Origin of the sequence: Rhizobium sp. BK049 (assembly GCF_014193135.1) — a bacterium.
Classification (GTDB): Bacteria; Pseudomonadota; Alphaproteobacteria; order Rhizobiales; family Rhizobiaceae; genus Rhizobium.
Genome location: NZ_JACHYV010000003.1, coordinates 250,851 through 268,551, shown reverse-complemented (window position 1 = coordinate 268,551; position 17,701 = coordinate 250,851). Strand labels below are relative to the sequence as shown.

The following is a 17,701-nucleotide window of genomic DNA, read 5'->3' as shown; positions in this document are numbered from 1 at the left end:
GGGTCGCGCGCCGCCAAGCCCTTGCGGTGATCGTCAGCGCCTGAGGAGCGGAGCGATTCGATCTGCTAGATTACTGACATTCGGCCGGTTGCCTCGATTTCCCCGGCCACTCAAAAGCTGGCTACCGTAGAGGATCGCGTATTTTACGTCAGCCGCGGGTGCTGCTGTTGTATAGTTTTGACATCTGCTGAGCGCAGTCGCGGCGGGGGCGGAGATGGCGTCGGGAGATAAAGGTTCGACATATCTATCCGCCCTTGAGACGGCCGAGACTTATTTTCCGAACCAGACGCGGCTGGTACAGCGGCTTTTCTACGTTAACGAGCCCTTTCACAGCATGTGTGAGGATCTCGCGGCCGCCGCCCAGGCTCTGGCGCATGTCGAAGGTCTGCCGGAGGCGGTTCGAGAGGCGCGGCGGCAAGAATATGCGGGTCTGGTCGAGGCTCTGCTGAAAGAGATGGGCGAGGCAATCGCCCAATCGAAAGTCGTCGTGCTGGGGCGACCGCCTCTCATCGGTCCGAAGTCTTCATAAAGGCATCCGTCATTGTTTGATCCAAGGGAGGTCGATGCGATGAAAGCCATTTCCCGCAAAGTGTTTGGGGGCCGGTTCCCACTTGGCCAACTCCTCGCTGGCCAAGTCATTGCTGGATTGTCGGCTGTCGCGATCATCGCGTTGCAGCCGGCCTTGCCCGCGCGCGCCCAGGCGGCTGCACCAGCGGCATCGCCGGCCCAGCCGGCTGCCGAACAGCCTGCGGCGGCCCTTCTGTCAGACGATGAGCTGGAAGTGCTCGTGGCGCGCATTGCCCTTTATCCGGACGAGTTGGTCGCAGCAATCTCGGCTGCCTCGCTCTTTCCGCTGCAGATTATCGAGGCGCAGCGTTTCCTGGAGGCAAAAAAGAAGAATTCCGACCTCAAGCCGAAGAGCGAGTGGGACGGCAGCGTCATTTCGCTGCTCAACTATCCCGATATCGTCAAGATGATGAGCGAGGACCTCGACTGGACGCAATCGTTGGCGGATGCGCTCACCAATCAGCAAAAGGATGTTCTGATTGCCATCCAGCAGCTTCGCGACGAAGCGGTGGAAAAGAACATCATCAAGACGGATGACAAGGTGACCGTCGTTACCGAGAACGAGAATATCATCATCCGGCCGACCGATCCCGAAAAGATCTATATCCCGCAATATCCACCGGAAATGCTCTACGAACCGGGTTATGCCTCGGAGCCTATCTCCTACTATCCGGATTATTACGACAGCTACTATTACCCCGGGGCGGGGTTTTTTGCGGCTGCGGTAACCGGGTTGACGTGGGCGGCCATCGTCAACTGGGACGACTGGGGCGTCTGGGGCGGCCGTTGGGACGGCGGCGATATCGACATCGACTGCAACAATTGCCTGAACGACCGCAATTTCAATGGGAAGCTCAAGCTTAACGACGTCGACTGGAGCAATGTCGATCGCAGCAAACTGAGTATAGGCAAGGACCAGTTTTCGAAGCTGGACCGGTCGTCGATCAAATCCAGTCTCCAGAGCGACAATCGCAACCAGTTGCGCAACAGGGCCAACGATATCCAGGCAAGCCAGAGGCCCGGCAATCGCGGTAACGCCGCACGCGCTGAAGACATCCGCAGAAACACGGCGCAAGGTTTGAAGGCCAAGCCCGCCTCCAATCGACCGGCGGCAAGCGATCGGCAGGGAGCGTCGAGGCCTGAGGCCCGTCCTCAGAAGGCCGCCAATCGCCCCGCCAAACCGGCCCAGAAATCCGTCAAGAAAGCCAACAAGCCGCAAATGGCTGCGAGACCAGACAATCGCGGACGCCAGCCAAGCGCTCTCGGCAACCCGCAGTCGGGTCGCCGGGAGGCCGTCTCCTCACACCGCGGCTCGCAGAGCATGGGCCAGCGTCCTTCGGCCCGTCCACCTCAGTATCGCCGCCTGCCAGGCGGCGGCGGTGGCCGCGGTGGCGGTGGCGGTGGTCGTGGCGGCGGTGGCCGTGGCGGCGGTGGACGGCGGTAACACCTGTTTCAGCTCAGGGAGTGACATCATGAGACGCCAATCGACTGTAATTTCGCTCATGTTCGCAGCAGCGCTCTGCGCTTTTTCGGCAACGCCGACGCTCTCACTGGCGCAGGCGGATCTCTCCGCCTACAAGGCGGCGACGTCCTCGCCCAAGTTCGACAGTGCGCAGCTTGCGATCGACAAACTGAAGTCGGTGCTGGCTTCCAACAACATCGACGATCTTGCCGCCTTGCTGGGCCTCAACGCCGACAAGCTCCGTTCAAGCAACGAGGCGATGATCGCATACGGATTGATCCGCGAGGGCGCAGAGCGCCAAGTGGTTCTGAAGGATCTCGGCAATCTGAAGGTCGCTGCGATCGGCGATCGGCTTTGGCCGCTGCCGTTTCCGCTGACCGAAGACAAGGATGGCAAATGGTTCTTCGATACTCAGCGTGGCCTTGAAGAAATCATCAATCGCCGCGTCGGCGAGAACGAGCTCGCCACCATCGATACCATGCGTGAATATGTGGCTGCCCAGTACTGGTTCGCATCCGAGGATCGTGACGGCGACGGCATCTACGAGTTCGCGAAGAAATTGATCAGCAGCCCCGGCAAGCTCGATGGTCTTTACTGGGATCCCAGCGTATACCCCGAGGAAAGCCCGGCAAGCGCGCTGGTCGAAACGGCCGCTTTCGGAGCCGCCAAACGCGGCGAGGGCTATTACGGATATCGCTACCGCATTCTGACATCCCAGGGCGACAACGTGCTTGGCGGCAAGCAAAGTTATATCATCAACGGCTATATGACCGGCGGCTTTGCACTGATCGCCTGGCCGGTCAAATACAGGGTCACCGGCGTGCAGACGTTCATGGTCAACGGGATGAGCGTCATCTACCAGCGCGATCTGGGTCCGACAACGGAAGAGCGTGCCGCGGCGATCAAGGATTTCAATCCGGACGCAAGCTGGACTGTGGTAAAGGATTGAGAGGCCAGCCAGCAGTGCCCTGCGCCGCCAGCTGAGTACGAGGAGCAGCTGCCATGGCGCGGTTTGAGTATCGCTTCTCGCCCGTGACCTCGCGCCCCAGCCATTGCGGCAGATTGAACCGGTCATTCTCGCTCGCCATTTCGATTTCGGCGAGCGTTAATCCCTGGTAAGCGCCGGCGAATACGTCCACCTCCCAGCTCCGGCCGTCATGCAGGACGCGGTATCGCGTCTTTTCAAGGACATGACCTGCATGGAGCAGGAGGTCGCGTGCCTCCTCGACCGGAATGTCATACTCAAATTCCTCGCGAGCGAGGCCTGGCGAGCGGAATTTGATCGTCAGGCGCGCGGAATGCCCGTCGATCAGGCGGACGCGTATGCAGTTCTGATCGAGGCAGAGATAGGCCTGCTGCAGAACGTGCGGCTCGTCGGCGCAAGCGCGCCAACTGTCGTCCCGGACCAGGAACTTTCGCTCGATCTCTATCGCTTTCAATAGGATATTTCCTTGCTCACGCCTGCTCTTTGCCGTTACTCGACGGGGGGTTCCCAGGTGAGGAAGAAGCCGACGTCGCCGGGCATGCCGTCGGGGAAATTGATGATCATCGCCTTGAGCCCGTAGCCTTGCGGCTTGGCGACCTCCTCGAACAGTCCATGCAGTTCCTTCGCCTTTCCCTGTAACGTCTTCTGCCACCCAGGAAGGTTATTGTTGATGGCCCGGCCGCTGTCCGTGCAGAACGTCGATGGAAAGCTGTAGATCAGCGCCTCGTATTTGCCGTCCGCGGCCGCCTTCATCACGAGGCGTTTGATGACAGCGCGTTCCGCTTCTCCGATCTGCTTGCGGAAGAAATCCTCGACGAAGTCAGCATGCTTCTTCGCTTCGCGCGACTTGATCTTTTCGCTGCGCTCGATTTCCAGAAGCTGGAGTTCCAAAGCGCGTTTGCGCAAGTCCTCAGCGCTCGTCATGGATGATGTGGACGCTTCGGGTGATGTCATCGTCGCCTCCTCCAGAATGTTTAGGCGATGATAGAGCGCACGGAGTGACGATGGCAGTAAAATACATGTCCTCGCCGGTAGGATACGGTATCCTACGCTGATCAGGGTTATACTGGCCTGCATTGGCTATTGGCGACCATCGACTAAGGTGATCCATAATTAGCACATTCTTGCAAATCGCATTGCCGTTATGCTGACTCAGGTCTATCGTCGATGGCTAATACTGCAGGTTGATCGCAATCGGAGTCTTGGGGGAGCCGATGCAAAATGCAGGCGCTGACAGGGCAGGCAGCGACGTTTCTTCACCTGAAGAGGTGCAGCAGCAACTTGAGCGTATTCTGTCCAGTCCGGAGTTTCGTCTTCCGGAGCGGGCAGGAAGGTTCCTTGAATTCGTGGTGACCGAGACGCTTGCCGGCCATCGCGACTACCTGAAGGCGTTTACCATCGCACAGGCCGTTTTCGGCCGAGATGCAAGTTTCGATGCTCAGCAGGATCCGTGTGTCCGTATCGAAGCAGGACGACTGCGCAGGGAACTGGAACATTATTACCTGACCGCCGGAGCCAGCGACCGGGTTATCATCACAATTCCCAGAGGCGGCTATGCGCCCATCTTCGAGGTAAGGCGAGGAGCCGAGCCTGCAGAAAGGCCGCAAACGGGACAGTCCGCTGAGCTGCGGCCCTCCCCAGACTACGCGCAGCAGCGGATGGGCGCCGCCGGGATAAGGCGGACCGGCGTGTGTCATGGTCCCGATATTGGCTCGCCGCAGGCGCGGTGGTCGTGTTTGCCGCCGCTGCCGCGGCGCTTCAGCATGTGAGGCTGTTCGATACCGGGAAAGAGATGCCGTCCGGAGCTGTCGGCCGCCCAATCATCGTCGTCGAGCGCTTCGAAAGCGCCTCCGGCAGCGGGGTAGCATCCGACATCTCCCAGGGCATCACCGACGACATCATCGAAAAACTGGTTCCCTTCAACGATATCGTCGTCGCCGCCGTTCTGCCGCGCAATCGCGATGGTCAGTTGTCATCGCAACCGATCTATGCCTTGCAGGGCAGTATCAGGCTGGAAGGCGAAACGCTGCGCTCGACGGCCCGGCTTGTACGGCGAGCCGATGGGACCGTCATCTGGGCCAACAATTACGACGCCGACATGAAAGTCCAGGGTCTCCTGCAAACGCAGGCAAGTCTTGCCGAGGACATTGCGACGGCGGTTGCGCGCCCGTTCGGCGTGATATTTCAGGCGGACACCGCCAGCATCGCAGGAAACGCAGACGCGTTTTCCTGCATCCTGTCCTACTACAGCTACCGGAGCGAAATGACCCCGCAGGCGCAGGAAACGGCAAAATCCTGCCTGAAGCATGCTGCCGAAAAGATGCCCGATGATTCCAATATCGCGGCTTTTCTTTCGCTCACCTATCTCGACGAATTCCGCTTTCCATATCAGCTGGACACGAAACCGACCGCTGCCACGCTGGCAACTGCCAAGGAGCTAGCCGAACGAGCCGTGCGGCTCGATCCGAAGAATGCCCGAGCTCTGCAGGCGTTGATGCTTGCCAATTTTTTCGGCAATGACCCGACCGAGGCCCTCCGCGCCGGTGAAGCGGCCTACGCCAGCAATTCGAACGACACGGAAGTTGCCGGCGAATACGGCCTGCGCCTGGCAATGTCGGGGAATTGGGAGAGGGGCTGCGAGCTGATTTCGCAGGCGGTCAGCAAGAATGCGGGACCGCAGGGATATTATGAAGTTGGGATGGCGCTTTGTGCCTTCATGCGGGGCGATACCCAGGCTGCCGAATTATGGTCCCGCATGTCGGACCTCAACTACAATCCGATGCATCGCCTCGTCCTGCTTTCGATCCTCGGCACCCTCGGAAAATCGGCGGAGGCAAAGGAGCAAATCGACTGGATCGAGGCCCGATCGCCCGCCTTGATCCTGAATGTCCGGCGGGAGGTCGTCCGGCGGCTGGCAAGGATCGAGGACCAGGAACGTTTTTTTGCCGGATTGGAGGCTGCCGGCCTGCCCGTTCCAAACGACCGGCCGGCGAATTGACGACGGTGTGCGACAGGCTGTCCTCGCCATCGGCCAAACGAAGCGCAGGGTGCTGTTACCTGTAACATACAGGATCATACATGCCTGCGGCTTCGTCTTTGGCCCAATCTCTTCCATGCAGGACCGGGTCAGCCCCCGGCAGCATGCGTCAGGGTGGGGAGCAGTGTGAACATAAGCAACATGCGCGGCAGTCAGGCCGCTTTTCGGCAGACGCTGCGACGGCTTCTGATCTGCGTTACGATGATGTGCCTGTCAGGCTGCGGCGGGCATCCGAAAGGCGTGCTGACCCCGGTCGCAGAGACTGCTCCTCGCGCCGATCGCGTCGACATGCTGGTCGCCACGACGCGCAGCCGCTCGCCTGTTCCCGGAGAGATGTTCAGCGGCGAGCGCGCCCGCCAGCCCACCTTTGCCGATATCACCGTATCGATTCCGCCTGGCCGCAAAGCCGGTGAAGTCGCCTGGCCGAAGAAGTTGCCGTCCAACCCCAAGACCGATTTTGCGACGCTCAAGGCAACGGAGTTGGATGTCGACGCCGCAAAGGCCTGGCTCAGCGCCAGCGTGCGTAAAAGCCCCGACAGGAGCGTTTTCGTCTTCATCCACGGCTACAACACCCGCTTCGAGGACTCCGTCTACCGTTTTGCCCAGATCGTTCATGATTCCGGCGTGCACAGCGCGCCGGTGCTGGTGACATGGCCCTCGCGCGGGCGGCTGCTCGCCTATGGTTATGATCGGGAGAGTACCAATTACACCCGCAACGCGCTGGAGAAGCTGTTTCAGTATCTCTACCATGATCCGGAGATCAAGGAAGTCTCGATCCTCGCCCATTCGATGGGCAATTGGCTTGCAATGGAAGGCCTGCGGCAGATGGCGATCCGCAATGGCCGCCTGCCAGCGAAATTCAAGAATGTCATGCTCGCGGCTCCCGACGTCGATGTCGACGTGTTCCGCCAGCAGATCGCCGACATGGGAAAGCAGCATCCCCAATTCACCCTGTTCGTATCGCGTGACGATAAGGCGCTCGCCGTCTCCCGAAGGGTCTGGGGCGATGTCGCCCGTCTCGGCTCAATCGATCCGGAACAGGCGCCTTACAAGCAGGAGCTCGAGGAATACGACATCATTGTCATCGACCTGACGAAGGTGAAGACCAGCGACCGGCTCAACCACGCCAAATTCGCGGCTTCGCCCGCGATCGTCCAGTTGATCGGCGCCCGGATTTCGGAAGGACAGACGCTGACCGAAAGCCGCGTCGGCCTCGGCGAGAGAATTCTTGCGGCGACGACTGAAACGGCGGCCGCCGCGGGCAACGCTGCGGGCCTGATACTGGCGGCGCCTGCCGCCGTCGTCGATCAGGACACACGCGACGCCTATGCCGCCGATGTCAGCGCGGTTGCCGGGCCCGGCGGCAAGTCGAAACCCGCATGTGGCAATGCGTTCAGGACGGAATGCCGGCCATAGGGCGCCGTATTCGATACTCGGGATTGGGAGGGATCATGCCGATAGTATCATCAAGGAATGGTCTTCGCACGCTGCTCCTGGCGGTGATGGCATCCCTCGCCGCCGCACTGACGGCCATTCCCGCGATGTCGCAGACGCCGCCGGCCGGACTGCCGGCCGAACGGATCGAGCAGTTCATAACCCTGTCCACCGATCCTGCGGTGCAGGAATGGCTGAAGCAGCAGGCGGCGGCAAAAGCGGCTGCCGAAACAGGCGGGGCGAAGCCAAGCGATCCCTCTTTCGCCGAATTCGCCACACGCTTCCGCCGGCATTCTTCGGATCTGATGGAGGCTGCAACCTCGTTTCCATCTCAGCTGATGGCTGCTGCGGCCGTGCTCGAGCGTGATATCCAGGCGAACGGCGGCACCCGGCCGGTAGTGCTCTTGATCGCCTTCATGGCGGCAGGTTTTGCCGCCCAATGGTTTTTCCGGCGGATCAGCGGCGGCTGGCGCGCCTGGATGGAGCGTGCGCCCTTTTCGACCGTCCGGGAGCGGCTTGTCCTTCTCGGCGCCAAGCTTCTCTGGGAAGCATGCCATGTGCTGGCTTTCGCGCTCGGCAGCATCGGCTTTTTCCTCGTCTTCGACTGGCCGCCGCTCGTGCGCGAAATCGTCGTCGGCTACCTCTTCGCCTTCGTCGCCTTCCGGCTCGCGGCCGCGCTTCTGCGCGCTTGGCTCGCGCCCCCCGCCGCCGTACAGCCAGCATTTCGCGTGGTCCCCGTCAGCGATCCGGTCGCGACCTATTGGGCGCGCCGCCTCGCCTATCTCTGCGGCTGGTTCGCTTTCGGCTGGGTGACGGTGCGGCTGCTTGCAACGCTCGGCCTTCCCCCCGCCTCGCGGCTGCTCGTCGCCTACATGCTGGGTGTCGTACTGTTGGTGATCGCCATCGAAAGCCTGTGGCGCCGACCCGTGGAAGAGCTGGCCGAGAGCCAAACGCCCCGCATCGGCCACACGATCCGCAACTCGCTATGGACCGCCTATTTCATCGGTCTCTGGGCTCTCTGGGTGGTCGGTGCGATGAGACTCTTTTGGATCGTCGCGGTATGTGCTGCCGTGCCGGCCATCCTTGCGCTCACTCGCGTCTCCATCGCAAATATTCTGTCCTCTCCTGCCGGCGAGGAAAAGGCCGAGCAGGCGAGCATCACCTCAGTGCTGGTGGAGCGCGGCGTACGGGCAGCCGTCATCGTCGGGGCCATCCTCCTGCTTGCCAAGGCTCTCGATGTCGAGTTGACCCGCATGACGATGCAGGACACCCCGATGCTGCGGATCGTCAGGGGCATGCTGAGCGCCGGTATCATCCTTCTCGTCATCGATCTCGCCTGGAGCCTCGTGCGTGTTGTCATCGACCGCAAGCTTCGCGAGACCGATACGACCCAAGAGGCAGGCACCGACAGGGCACGCCGCCGGGCGCGAATCCGTACGCTGCTGCCGATCTTGCGCAACGTGCTGATGATCCTCTTCGCCGCCATTGCGGTGATGATGGCGCTGTCTTCGCTCGGCGTCGAGATCGGGCCGCTGATCGCCGGCGCCGGCGTCGTCGGCGTTGCGATCGGCTTCGGCGCCCAGACCGTCGTCAAGGATATTATCAGCGGTGTGTTTTACCTACTCGACGACGCCTTCCGCGTCGGCGAATACATTCAGAGCGGCAATTACAAGGGAAGCGTTGAATCCTTCAGCCTCCGGTCGGTGAAACTCAGGCATCACCGTGGCGCCGTCTACATCGTGCCTTTCAGCGAACTCGGCGCGATTCAAAACATGAGCCGCGATTGGGTGATCGAGAAGATGACGATCACCGTCGCCTATGATGCCGATGTCGAAAAGGCCCGGAAGATCATCAAGAAGATCGGCCAGGAACTGTTCGCCGACCCCGAGTTCAAGCCCATCACGATCGAGCCGCTGAAGATGCAGGGCATCGACAGCCTGGGCGACTCCGGATTGCTGCTGCGCATGAAGGTCATGACGCTTCCCGGAGAACAGTTCACGCTGAAGCGCCGGGCGCTGCGGATGATCTATCAGGCCTTCAATGAAAACGGCATCCGGATAGCCGTTCCGACCGTCCAGGTTGCCGGCGACAAGGTTGCCGATACGGCCGCGGCCGCCCAGCAGGTACTGACGGCGCACAAGCAGGCCCTGGCGGCAGGCGCTGGCTGACATGATCCACGCGGCCTGCCGGCTGGCGGGCCTGGCCAATATGGCGTTCAGGAAAGGAGATTTCGATGGATGATTATCACTCCGCTCTCACCGATCACGTGCCCGGCTTCATCACCGCGCCGGGTCAGACGGACTATTTGTTCGTCGGCGTCATCGTCTTTCTGCTCCTGGTGATTCTCGTGGTCGGCAACCTCTACTTTCAGCTGCACGCCGTTCCCGAACGCATCGCCCATCACACGAACAAGGTGCAGATGGAGATCGTCGCCGTTCTGGCGCTGATCTCGCTCTTCACCCACAACCATCTCTACTGGATCCTCGGTCTGCTCCTGGCCTTCGTTCGGTTTCCCGATTTTGCGACGCCGCTTTATTCGATCGCGCGGTCGCTCGCCAGGCTTGCCGGTCGCAACCCGGCCGAACTCGAGCAGGAGGAGGCGCCGGTTGCAGCCGATCGCCCGGAACCAGTCCAAGCGCCGGCGCCAGAACCGGTGGCGGATGCACCTGCCGCCCGGGCGCCCGCCAAGACACTGCACGAAGAGGGGATCTGATCATGCTCGAATTGTTGCTCTGCTCAATGCTGACGATCTTTCCGGACTATCTCTACAGGCGCTATGTCCAGGGCAAGCGCATCGGCCAGGAGATCACCCTTTACAGCATGTGGTACGAACTGCGCTGGGGAATCTCGGCCTGCCTGATCCTGACCGTTTCTCTGATCACCATGATCTTCTATTTCCATCCCTCGACAAAAACGGTCACGGCCATTTTCCGCACCGTCACGATCCTGCCGGAGGCCTCCGGCCGGGTCGATGAAGTCTTTGTCGGCGTTAACCAAAAGGTCGCCGCCGGCGCGCCGCTCTTCCGTCTCGACGATTCACAGCAGAAGGCAGCATTCGAAACCGCCAGCCGCCAAATCGCCGAAGTCGAAGCCGAAGCGAAGGTCGCGCAGACCGAGCTTGCGAGCATGGACGGCCAGATCCAGGAGGCCGAAGGCGCCCTAAAAGTGGCTGAGGACGAGTTGGAGATGAAGACCCAGCTCCTGAAGAACGATGCCGTCGCTCGCCGGGAAGTGGTCCGCCTCACCAATACGGTCGACAGTCGCAAGGGTTCCGTGAGTGCTGCGCTCGCCAAGAAACAGACGCTGGAAACCAAGCTCAGCGTTCTCCTGCCCGCCCAGAAGGCGAGCGCCGAGGCGGCCCGGGCCGAAGCGCAGGTGGAACTCGACAAGACAATCATCAAGGCGGGGGTTTCGGGCACTGTCCAGCAATTCACATTGCGGCCCGGTGATGTGCTGAACACCATGCTGCGTCCTGCCGGCATCCTGGTGCCGAGCGAAGCGGGCCGCGGCACGCTGATCGCCGGTTTCGGGCAGATCGAGGCGCAGGTGATGAAACCCGGAATGGTCGCGGAGGCTGTCTGTGTCGGCAAGCCGTTCACCATCATCCCGCTCGTCGTGACCGACGTGCAGGACGTGATCGCGGCCGGCCAGTTGCGCCCCACCGACCAGCTGGTCGACGTCCAGCAGATGGCAAAACCCGGCACTCTGACGGTGTTCCTGCAGCCGCTCTTCGACGGCGGCCTCGCTGATGTGCCGCCGGGCAGCAGCTGCATTGCCAATGCCTATACCAACAACCACGACGCGCTCGCCGATCCCAATATCAGCACGCCGCGCTGGATGTTCCTGCATGTCGTCGACACGGTGGGTGTCGTGCATGCGATGATCCTGCGTATACAGGCGATGTTGCTGCCGGTTCAGACCCTGGTATTCGCCGGACATTGAGTTCGAAGTCAGCTTCTCCAGTTTCCCGCCCTCGCTCGGGACTCTGAAACATGGCTTGGCGGATATCAGGCGGTTGAGATTTCATGGAGGGCGAACCCGCGAACGCCCTTCATGGGCTCGACCGTTTCAACGAGGGTCAGGTTTTACGATCTTTAATCAACCCCGCACAACAAAGGCCTTGGCTCCCGCCGCAGGAGCCCGTCATGCCGGATCATCTCGCCCGCATTGCCCCCGAAGAGATCGCCATCGAACTGGCGATCGCTGCCGCCGATACCCAACAGACGCTGAACGAGAAGCGGCGCGCCTTTGCCAAGGCCAATCATCCTGACGGTGTCCCAGCGCCTTTCCGCGACAATGTCAACAGGCGCATGATGATCGCCAATCTGCTGATCGACGAGGCGATGCGCCGCCTGCCGCGTAGCTGAAGCTATCTCGAGCGCGGTTAAACACTCCGACGCTGTGGAAGCGCTGCCATCCGGCTCGGTCCGCGCACGCTATATGTGCTGTTTTCCAGCAATTCAACCTCCCACCAAGGTACTCAGTTCGATTCTTTCGCGTTGGGGTAGCAGATAAACCTCCCGCTTTTTGGTATCTGACATAGCGCATTTCGGGACCCCCTAACCCATGCCTACGTCCTTTTCAGTAAGGCACAGCGCTAACTGGCGAAATTGAATGCGATACAACATGTTGTAGCATCGGGCGGTTTAATGTTTTCAGGAGATCGCCCACATGTCGTCTACGGAAGATCCGAAGCAGCCGCGCAACACTGCGCGCAGACATTTTCTAGGAGTGGTTGCGGCCGCCGGCGCTCGTCTCGCCGGCGCGGCGGCCATGGCCACGGCAATTTCAATCTCCCCGGCCAAAGCGATGGGTCGGCGCTGGGGGCGGGGCGGCTCCGGTGGACACGGGGGTTCCGGCGGAAGAGGTGGCCATGGCGGCAGCGGCGCAAATTGCTTCCTGCGCGGAACGGCGATCCTCACCGATTGCGGTGAGAAGCCCGTCGAGGATCTCAGAATCGGCGATCGCGTTGCCCTTCCGGACGGCAGCACCCGTGCGGTCAAGTGGGTCGGCCGCCAAAGCTTCAAGAAGAGCGGCGCACGCTGGCAGAAAGACGTGGTGCCGATCCGGGTTTGCCGTCACGCGCTGGACGGGCACACACCCCATTCGGATCTCTACCTGTCGCCTGGCCATGGGCTGTACCTGAACGGCGTTCTGATCCAGGTGAAGGAGCTCGTGAACGGCACGACGATCGCACCGGTCGCTCCCGCGCCCGACGCCTCGATCGACTATTATGCCGTCATGCTCGATGCGCACGAGGTTATCCTAGCCGAAGGTGCTGCGGCCGAGTCCTTCCATCTGAAGAACAGCAATCACGAGAACTTCTGCAACTTTGCAGAGTACCAGCGTCTCTATGGCGGGGAACGCAGCATGATGACACCCTTTGCGCCGTTGCTCGGAGGTGGCTGGTCACACTTGAAAGCGCTTCTCCTGCTCGGCGTTTCGCCGTTGGTACCGATAAGCGATCCATTCGGCGATGCCTGCGAAAAGATCGACGCGCAGGCCAGGGAATTGTCGCTCTGACGGGACGGGAATGCGCATAGATCAGGCTCGCTGCACGCGAAGCCTTGCGCCGGTTTTGCGCTAATATCGAACAAAGATGTCAAGCGCGGCGCGCATCGGAAAGAGCGCGGCGCGCTTCGATTGTTCGGCTGCGACGAAGCCGATGATGCTCGCCGATCTCTTGATCGGCGAATCGCCCGCTACTATTCCGCCTGCCCGTCTTTCGAAGGCTTTTCGACTGATGTCTCATCAGCCTCGTCCTCTCCCCCGGCGTCGGGCTGCGCAACCGGCTCGGCCGACTGCGGCTGCGGCTTGAAGGTCCAGAACAGCATATAGAAGGCATAGGCGCCGGCTGCAGCGGAGATCACCGCCCAGAAGGGATCGCCGCCGATGATCTCGATCGCCGCCCAGCCGAAACAGACTGCAACGATGCCGACACGCACCCAGAGGCGCTGGTATGCCGGATGGTTCGGATCGATAAGCTGCATGTCTGTCCCCGCGGTCGCATTTTGTCGCACTGTCCTTTAGTTTGAATCTTGCAAATGTGAAAGAGTCGCGGGCTTGACGAGACGCGCAGATGATGGAATGAAAATTCCAGATTTTTGGCAATTCGGTTTATTTGTTCCGAATTCAAGGGAGATTGAAATGACTGTAAGATTTGGTCTGCTCGGCGCCGGCCGTATCGGCAAGGTTCACGCCAAGGCCGTCAGCGGCGATGCCAATGCGACGCTGGTCGCCGTCGCCGACGCCTTTCCGCAGGCGGCGGAAGCCATCGCTTCGGCCTATGGCTGCGAAGTCCGCACCATCGAGGCAATCGAAGCCGCCAAAGACATCGACGCCGTCGTTGTCTGCACGCCGACGGACACCCATGCGGACCTGATCGAACGCTTCGCCCGCGCCGGCAAGGCGATCTTCTGCGAAAAGCCGATCGATCTCGACGTCGACCGCGTCAAGGCCTGCATCAAGGTGGTGGAAGAGACCGGCGCCAAGCTGATGGTCGGCTTCAACCGCCGCTTCGATCCGCATTTCATGGCGGTGCGCAAGGTGATCGACGACGGCAAGATCGGCGACGTTGAAATGGTGACGATCACCTCGCGCGACCCCGGCGCCCCGCCGGTCGATTATATCAAGCGTTCGGGCGGCATCTTCCGCGACATGACGATCCACGATTTCGACATGGCCCGCTTCCTGCTCGGCGAAGAGCCGGTCTCGGTGCTGGCGACCGCCGCCGTGCTGGTCGACAAGGCGATCGGCGAAGCCGGCGATTATGACAGCGTCTCGGTCATCCTGCAGACCGCTTCAGGCAAGCAGGCCGTCATCTCCAACTCCCGTCGCGCCACCTATGGCTACGACCAGCGCATCGAAGTGCACGGTTCCAAGGGCATGGCGGCAGCCGAAAACCAGCGCCCGGTGTCGATCGAAGTGGCGAACGGCGACGGCTATACCCGCCCGCCGCTGCATGATTTCTTCATGACCCGCTACACCGAAGCCTACGCCAACGAGATCGCCGCCTTCATCGCCGCGATCGAAAAGGGCTCGAAGATCACCCCCTCCGGCGCGGATGGCCTGGCAGCGCTGGCTCTCGCCGACGCCGCCGTCCAGTCGGTCAAGGAAGGCAAGCTTATCAAGATCGGCTGACGGTCCTCTCCCGACCGGAGGTCGTGCATGAGATGGCCGGGCTCTGCCCGGCCGTTTTGCGTTGGATAGCACTCGCAGGTGCGTGAACCAAGAGCCTTCCCCGCCGAGCCACGGTTGCTAAAATTCGTGTCTTTGGCTGCCCCTCATCCGCCTGCCGGCAGCTTCTCCCCGCAGGCGGGGCGAAGGGACATGCCGCGCCCTCTTTCTCCATCTCGACGTTGCGTTTGGCACGTCCCCTCGCCCCGTTTTTTACGGGGAGAGGGTTAGGGTGACGGGCAGCCATTAACGCCGAGGCGCCGACAGGATCTATCCCTAATCCGTCCCCTGCCCCCCCGACAGCACGATGTCCTGGTCGATCACCGAGAGCGCCCGGTTGAGGTGGCCTTCGAAGACGAGGATGGGTTCGTCGGGGACGACGCGGATTTCGGGCATGCCTTCCATGCGCACGACATGCGATTGGCCGAGGCCCTCTTCGATGCCCTGCCGCAGCAGGTCGTAATAGCGGGTGCCGGGGCCGGTGATGGCGATCGGCATGCGTTCGGTCAGGCTGAGCATGCGCGACAGGCCGTTGCCGAGCGCGAGGCCCGCCTGGCGAAAGGCGAAGGCGGAGGTGCGGTGGCCCTGGCGGGCGCGGGCGGCGATCTTGTCGAGTTCGGCGACCGGCACGAATTTGGCCGGGATCGTATCGAGCGGCACTTCGAACGCGCTGCGCAGGATGGCGTAGAAGCCGGCATAGGCTTCGATGCAGCCGCGAGTGCCGCAACGGCAGAGGCCGCCACCCGCCATATGCAGCATGTGGCCGAAATTGGGGGCGGAGATCTCCTGGCCAGCCTGGCCGCCGCGCCGGACGATTCCGAGCCCGATGCTGTGGCCGAGCGACAGTGCGGCGAGCGAACGGAAATCAGCGGCCTTGGCGATCTCCTCACGGGCGCCGAGCGCGGCGGCGACGAGCAGCGTCTCGTTATCGAGAATGACCTTCGCCTGCCAGTCGGGCCGCAGCGCCGATTCGAAATCGATCTGGTCGCTGCCGAAGATCGGCGACCACAGAAGCACCGGCTCGGTGGAATGGACCAGCCCCTTGGAACTGATCGAGATCAGCAGCACCCTTTGCTGCGAAATCCGGGAACGATCGAGAATGCGCAAGAGCCCGGCCTGCACCCCGGCGACGAACCGGGCGGCACCGGATGGATCACGCGAGCGCTCCTCGCTGAAACGGTCGATCAGCTTGCCTGCATAATCCACAAGCGAATATTGCACTGCATCCGAGGAGATGATGACGACAATCAGATAGCCGCAATCGCGCCGCTGGCGCAAAAGCACACGCGGCCGGCCGCGGCCGCTTGCCGCCTGCTGCTCGGATTTTTCGATGATCTGAGCGCGTTCCAGATCGGCTGTTATCGCCGAAATGGTGGCCGAGGAAAGGCCGGTGAAATCGGATATTTCCGTATGGGCGAGCGCACCGTGGCGCCGCAGCACGGACAGCACGAGCACGCTGTTTCTCTGCCGGACCAGCTCCGTGCTCGACTTGGTCAGCATGGATGCCGCCCTCTCCTCCTGCTTTCGTCAGAGCATGATGTTACCCGAAAAACCGCTCGCGGTTTTCGGCATCATGCCTTCTTCGCCCTCACCTTCCACTGCATCTGCGGCCGCTCTTGCGCAAGCGAATTAAGCCGGCGATGCAGAGTTGACAGTTGAAAAAATCTCTGACAGTTAATTTCTCGACTGTCGAGAAAAAAATCTCGACAGCTTTCGCGGTGGCCGGAGGAAGCATGGGCTGGGCCGGTCGCAACTCACTCGGGAGGACAATTTATGAAGTCTATTTTGAAACTGATGGCAGGTGCTGCCATTCTCGTTTCCGTGCATACCGCCGCCATGGCTGCTGATCTCGTCGTCGGCGTTTCCTGGTCGAATTTCCAGGAGGAGCGCTGGAAGACAGACGAAGCCGCCATCAAGAAGGCTCTGGAAGCCAAGGGCGCCAAGTATATTTCCGCTGACGCGCAGTCTTCTGCCGCCAAGCAGCTGACCGACGTCGAATCGCTGATCTCGCAGGGCGCCAATGCGCTGATCATCCTCGCGCAGGACTCCGACGCCATCGGCCCGGCCATCGAAAAGGCCGCTGCCGAAGGCATTCCGGTCGTCGGCTACGACCGCCTGATCGAAAACCCGGCTGCCTTCTACATCACGTTTGATAACAAGGAAGTCGGCCGCCTGCAGGCTGAGGGCGTCTTTAAGGCCAAGCCGGAAGGCAACTACGTCTTCATCAAGGGCTCTTCTTCCGACCCGAACGCCGACTTCCTGTTCTCGGGCCAGCAGGAAGTGCTGAAGGCTGCGATCGACGCCGGCAAGATCAAGAATGTCGGCGAAGCCTATACCGACGGCTGGCTGCCGGAGAATGCTCAGCGCAACATGGAGCAGTTCCTGACCGCCAACAACAACAAGGTTGACGCCGTCGTCGCCTCCAACGACGGCACGGCCGGCGGCGCGATCGCAGCGCTCGACGCCCAGGGCCTCGCCGGCTCCGTTCCGGTCTCCGGCCAGGACGGCGACAAGGCGGCGCTGAACCGCATCGCGCTCGGCACGCAGACGGTTTCCGTCTGGAAGGACAGCCGCGAACTCGGCAAGCGCGCCGCTGAAATCGCTCTCGACCTCGCCGGCGGCAAGGACATGAGCAAGATCGACGGCGCTCAGGCCTTCAAGGGGGGACCGAAGGGCGTGGAAATGCAGTCGGTCTTCCTGAAGCCGCTTGCGATCACCAAAGACAATCTGAACGTCGTCATCGACGCCGGCTGGATCTCCAAGGCTGAAGCCTGCCAGGGCGTCAAGGCCGGCACGGTTGCCGCCTGCAAGTAAGCCAGCTTTGAACTAGAATGACCGGCGCCGCAGCGGACACCGCTGCGGCGCCGGATGCGGACGGGAATTCCAAGACGAAGTTTTCTCCGCCTCGCCACACCATCGCAGACTTGCATTCCCTGCCGGAAGAGCGTCGCGACGCCACGCGACCGGCTTCCGGAAGCATCGCGGTGGTCAGTTGAAGACAGACGAATGACGCCTTTGGCCAAGCTCCAGCACGCAGGCG

16 protein-coding genes and 1 pseudogene are annotated in these 17,701 nt (G+C 61.5%); 13 read left to right on the top strand and 4 right to left on the bottom strand.

Annotation, left to right across the window (positions count from 1 at the left end):
• Positions 1-214: 214 nt before the first annotated feature.
• The 3 genes from FHT70_RS04850 to FHT70_RS04840 all read left to right on the top strand — a co-directional run bounded on the left by FHT70_RS04850 (position 215) and on the right by FHT70_RS04840 (position 2,978).
• Positions 215-529, top strand: coding sequence for a hypothetical protein (locus FHT70_RS04850; protein WP_183699290.1), 315 nt, complete (start codon positions 215-217; stop codon positions 527-529).
• 117 nt (positions 530-646) lie between these two features.
• Positions 647-2,011: a DUF3300 domain-containing protein gene (locus tag FHT70_RS04845; RefSeq protein ID WP_246721753.1), complete on the top strand. Its 1,365-nt coding sequence runs from the start codon at positions 647-649 to the stop codon at positions 2,009-2,011.
• 28 nt (positions 2,012-2,039) lie between these two features.
• The gene (locus tag FHT70_RS04840; RefSeq protein WP_183699287.1) at positions 2,040-2,978 is read left to right on the top strand and encodes a DUF2950 family protein; all 939 of its coding nucleotides are present in this window, start codon (positions 2,040-2,042) and stop codon (positions 2,976-2,978) included.
• Here FHT70_RS04840 and FHT70_RS04835 read toward each other — a convergent pair.
• Both FHT70_RS04835 and FHT70_RS04830 read right to left on the bottom strand, forming a co-directional pair.
• The gene (locus FHT70_RS04835; protein WP_085779045.1) at positions 2,941-3,468 is read right to left on the bottom strand and encodes a CYTH domain-containing protein; all 528 of its coding nucleotides are present in this window, start codon (positions 3,466-3,468) and stop codon (positions 2,941-2,943) included. The genes FHT70_RS04840 and FHT70_RS04835 overlap by 38 nt on opposite strands.
• 35 nt (positions 3,469-3,503) lie before the next feature.
• A complete protein-coding gene (locus FHT70_RS04830) occupies positions 3,504-3,968 on the bottom strand; it encodes a hypothetical protein (protein ID WP_085779046.1) in 465 nt (154 codons plus the stop codon).
• 260 nt (positions 3,969-4,228) lie between these two features.
• On the opposite strand from FHT70_RS04830, the gene FHT70_RS30205 reads away from it, so the two are divergent.
• The 8 genes and pseudogenes from FHT70_RS30205 to FHT70_RS04795 all read left to right on the top strand — a co-directional run bounded on the left by FHT70_RS30205 (position 4,229) and on the right by FHT70_RS04795 (position 13,008).
• Positions 4,229-4,783, top strand: coding sequence for a hypothetical protein (locus FHT70_RS30205; RefSeq protein ID WP_246721740.1), 555 nt, complete (start codon positions 4,229-4,231; stop codon positions 4,781-4,783).
• Positions 4,705-6,012 carry a hypothetical protein gene (locus tag FHT70_RS04825; protein ID WP_246721738.1) on the top strand — a complete coding sequence of 436 codons (1,308 nt, stop codon included), beginning with the start codon at positions 4,705-4,707 and terminating at the stop codon, positions 6,010-6,012. Before FHT70_RS30205 ends, FHT70_RS04825 begins: the two co-directional genes overlap by 79 nt.
• Before the next feature lie 180 nt (positions 6,013-6,192).
• On the top strand, positions 6,193-7,467 hold the full coding sequence (locus FHT70_RS04820) for an alpha/beta hydrolase (RefSeq protein ID WP_246721751.1): 1,275 nt from the start codon (positions 6,193-6,195) through the stop codon (positions 7,465-7,467).
• Positions 7,468-7,502: 35 nt separating this feature from the next.
• A complete protein-coding gene (locus tag FHT70_RS04815; RefSeq protein WP_183699285.1) occupies positions 7,503-9,653 on the top strand; it encodes a mechanosensitive ion channel family protein in 2,151 nt (716 codons plus the stop codon).
• 65 nt (positions 9,654-9,718) lie between these two features.
• Positions 9,719-10,198, top strand: coding sequence for a hypothetical protein (locus FHT70_RS04810; RefSeq protein WP_246721737.1), 480 nt, complete (start codon positions 9,719-9,721; stop codon positions 10,196-10,198).
• Positions 10,199-10,200: 2 nt separating this feature from the next.
• Positions 10,201-11,427, top strand: coding sequence for a biotin/lipoyl-binding protein (locus FHT70_RS04805; protein ID WP_183699283.1), 1,227 nt, complete (start codon positions 10,201-10,203; stop codon positions 11,425-11,427).
• 185 nt (positions 11,428-11,612) lie between these two features.
• Positions 11,613-11,852, top strand: a pseudogene (locus tag FHT70_RS04800) (hypothetical protein); the annotation flags it as partial.
• A gap of 304 nt (positions 11,853-12,156) precedes the next feature.
• Positions 12,157-13,008 carry a Hint domain-containing protein gene (locus FHT70_RS04795; protein ID WP_183699281.1) on the top strand — a complete coding sequence of 284 codons (852 nt, stop codon included), beginning with the start codon at positions 12,157-12,159 and terminating at the stop codon, positions 13,006-13,008.
• Positions 13,009-13,190: 182 nt separating this feature from the next.
• On the opposite strand, the gene FHT70_RS04790 is transcribed toward FHT70_RS04795, so the two are convergent.
• The gene (locus tag FHT70_RS04790; protein ID WP_183699279.1) at positions 13,191-13,475 is read right to left on the bottom strand and encodes a hypothetical protein; all 285 of its coding nucleotides are present in this window, start codon (positions 13,473-13,475) and stop codon (positions 13,191-13,193) included.
• A gap of 157 nt (positions 13,476-13,632) precedes the next feature.
• On the opposite strand from FHT70_RS04790, the gene iolG reads away from it, so the two are divergent.
• Positions 13,633-14,625, top strand: coding sequence for an inositol 2-dehydrogenase (iolG, locus tag FHT70_RS04785; protein WP_097597065.1), 993 nt, complete (start codon positions 13,633-13,635; stop codon positions 14,623-14,625).
• A 312-nt stretch (positions 14,626-14,937) separates the two neighbouring features.
• Here the strand turns inward: iolG and FHT70_RS04780 are convergent, their stop codons facing one another.
• Positions 14,938-16,161 carry an ROK family protein gene (locus tag FHT70_RS04780; RefSeq protein WP_183699277.1) on the bottom strand — a complete coding sequence of 408 codons (1,224 nt, stop codon included), beginning with the start codon at positions 16,159-16,161 and terminating at the stop codon, positions 14,938-14,940.
• 273 nt (positions 16,162-16,434) lie between these two features.
• Between FHT70_RS04780 and xylF the strand changes: the two genes are divergently transcribed.
• A complete protein-coding gene (gene xylF / locus FHT70_RS04775) occupies positions 16,435-17,475 on the top strand; it encodes a D-xylose ABC transporter substrate-binding protein (RefSeq protein WP_003581351.1) in 1,041 nt (346 codons plus the stop codon).
• The last annotated feature ends 226 nt before the right edge of the window (positions 17,476-17,701 follow it).

Coding starts and splice junctions, on each gene's coding strand:
- FHT70_RS04820 (WP_246721751.1), top strand. CDS start 6,193: ATGCGCGGCAGTCAGGCCGCTTTTCGGCAGACGCTGCGACGGCTTCTG.
- FHT70_RS04795 (WP_183699281.1), top strand. CDS start 12,157: ATGTCGTCTACGGAAGATCCGAAGCAGCCGCGCAACACTGCGCGCAGA.
- FHT70_RS04805 (WP_183699283.1), top strand. CDS start 10,201: ATGCTCGAATTGTTGCTCTGCTCAATGCTGACGATCTTTCCGGACTAT.
- iolG (WP_097597065.1), top strand. CDS start 13,633: ATGACTGTAAGATTTGGTCTGCTCGGCGCCGGCCGTATCGGCAAGGTT.
- FHT70_RS04810 (WP_246721737.1), top strand. CDS start 9,719: ATGGATGATTATCACTCCGCTCTCACCGATCACGTGCCCGGCTTCATC.
- FHT70_RS04850 (WP_183699290.1), top strand. CDS start 215: ATGGCGTCGGGAGATAAAGGTTCGACATATCTATCCGCCCTTGAGACG.
- FHT70_RS04840 (WP_183699287.1), top strand. CDS start 2,040: ATGAGACGCCAATCGACTGTAATTTCGCTCATGTTCGCAGCAGCGCTC.
- xylF (WP_003581351.1), top strand. CDS start 16,435: ATGAAGTCTATTTTGAAACTGATGGCAGGTGCTGCCATTCTCGTTTCC.
- FHT70_RS04815 (WP_183699285.1), top strand. CDS start 7,503: ATGCCGATAGTATCATCAAGGAATGGTCTTCGCACGCTGCTCCTGGCG.
- FHT70_RS04790 (WP_183699279.1), bottom strand. CDS start 13,475: ATGCAGCTTATCGATCCGAACCATCCGGCATACCAGCGCCTCTGGGTG.
- FHT70_RS04780 (WP_183699277.1), bottom strand. CDS start 16,161: ATGCTGACCAAGTCGAGCACGGAGCTGGTCCGGCAGAGAAACAGCGTG.
- FHT70_RS04830 (WP_085779046.1), bottom strand. CDS start 3,968: ATGACATCACCCGAAGCGTCCACATCATCCATGACGAGCGCTGAGGAC.
- FHT70_RS30205 (WP_246721740.1), top strand. CDS start 4,229: ATGCAAAATGCAGGCGCTGACAGGGCAGGCAGCGACGTTTCTTCACCT.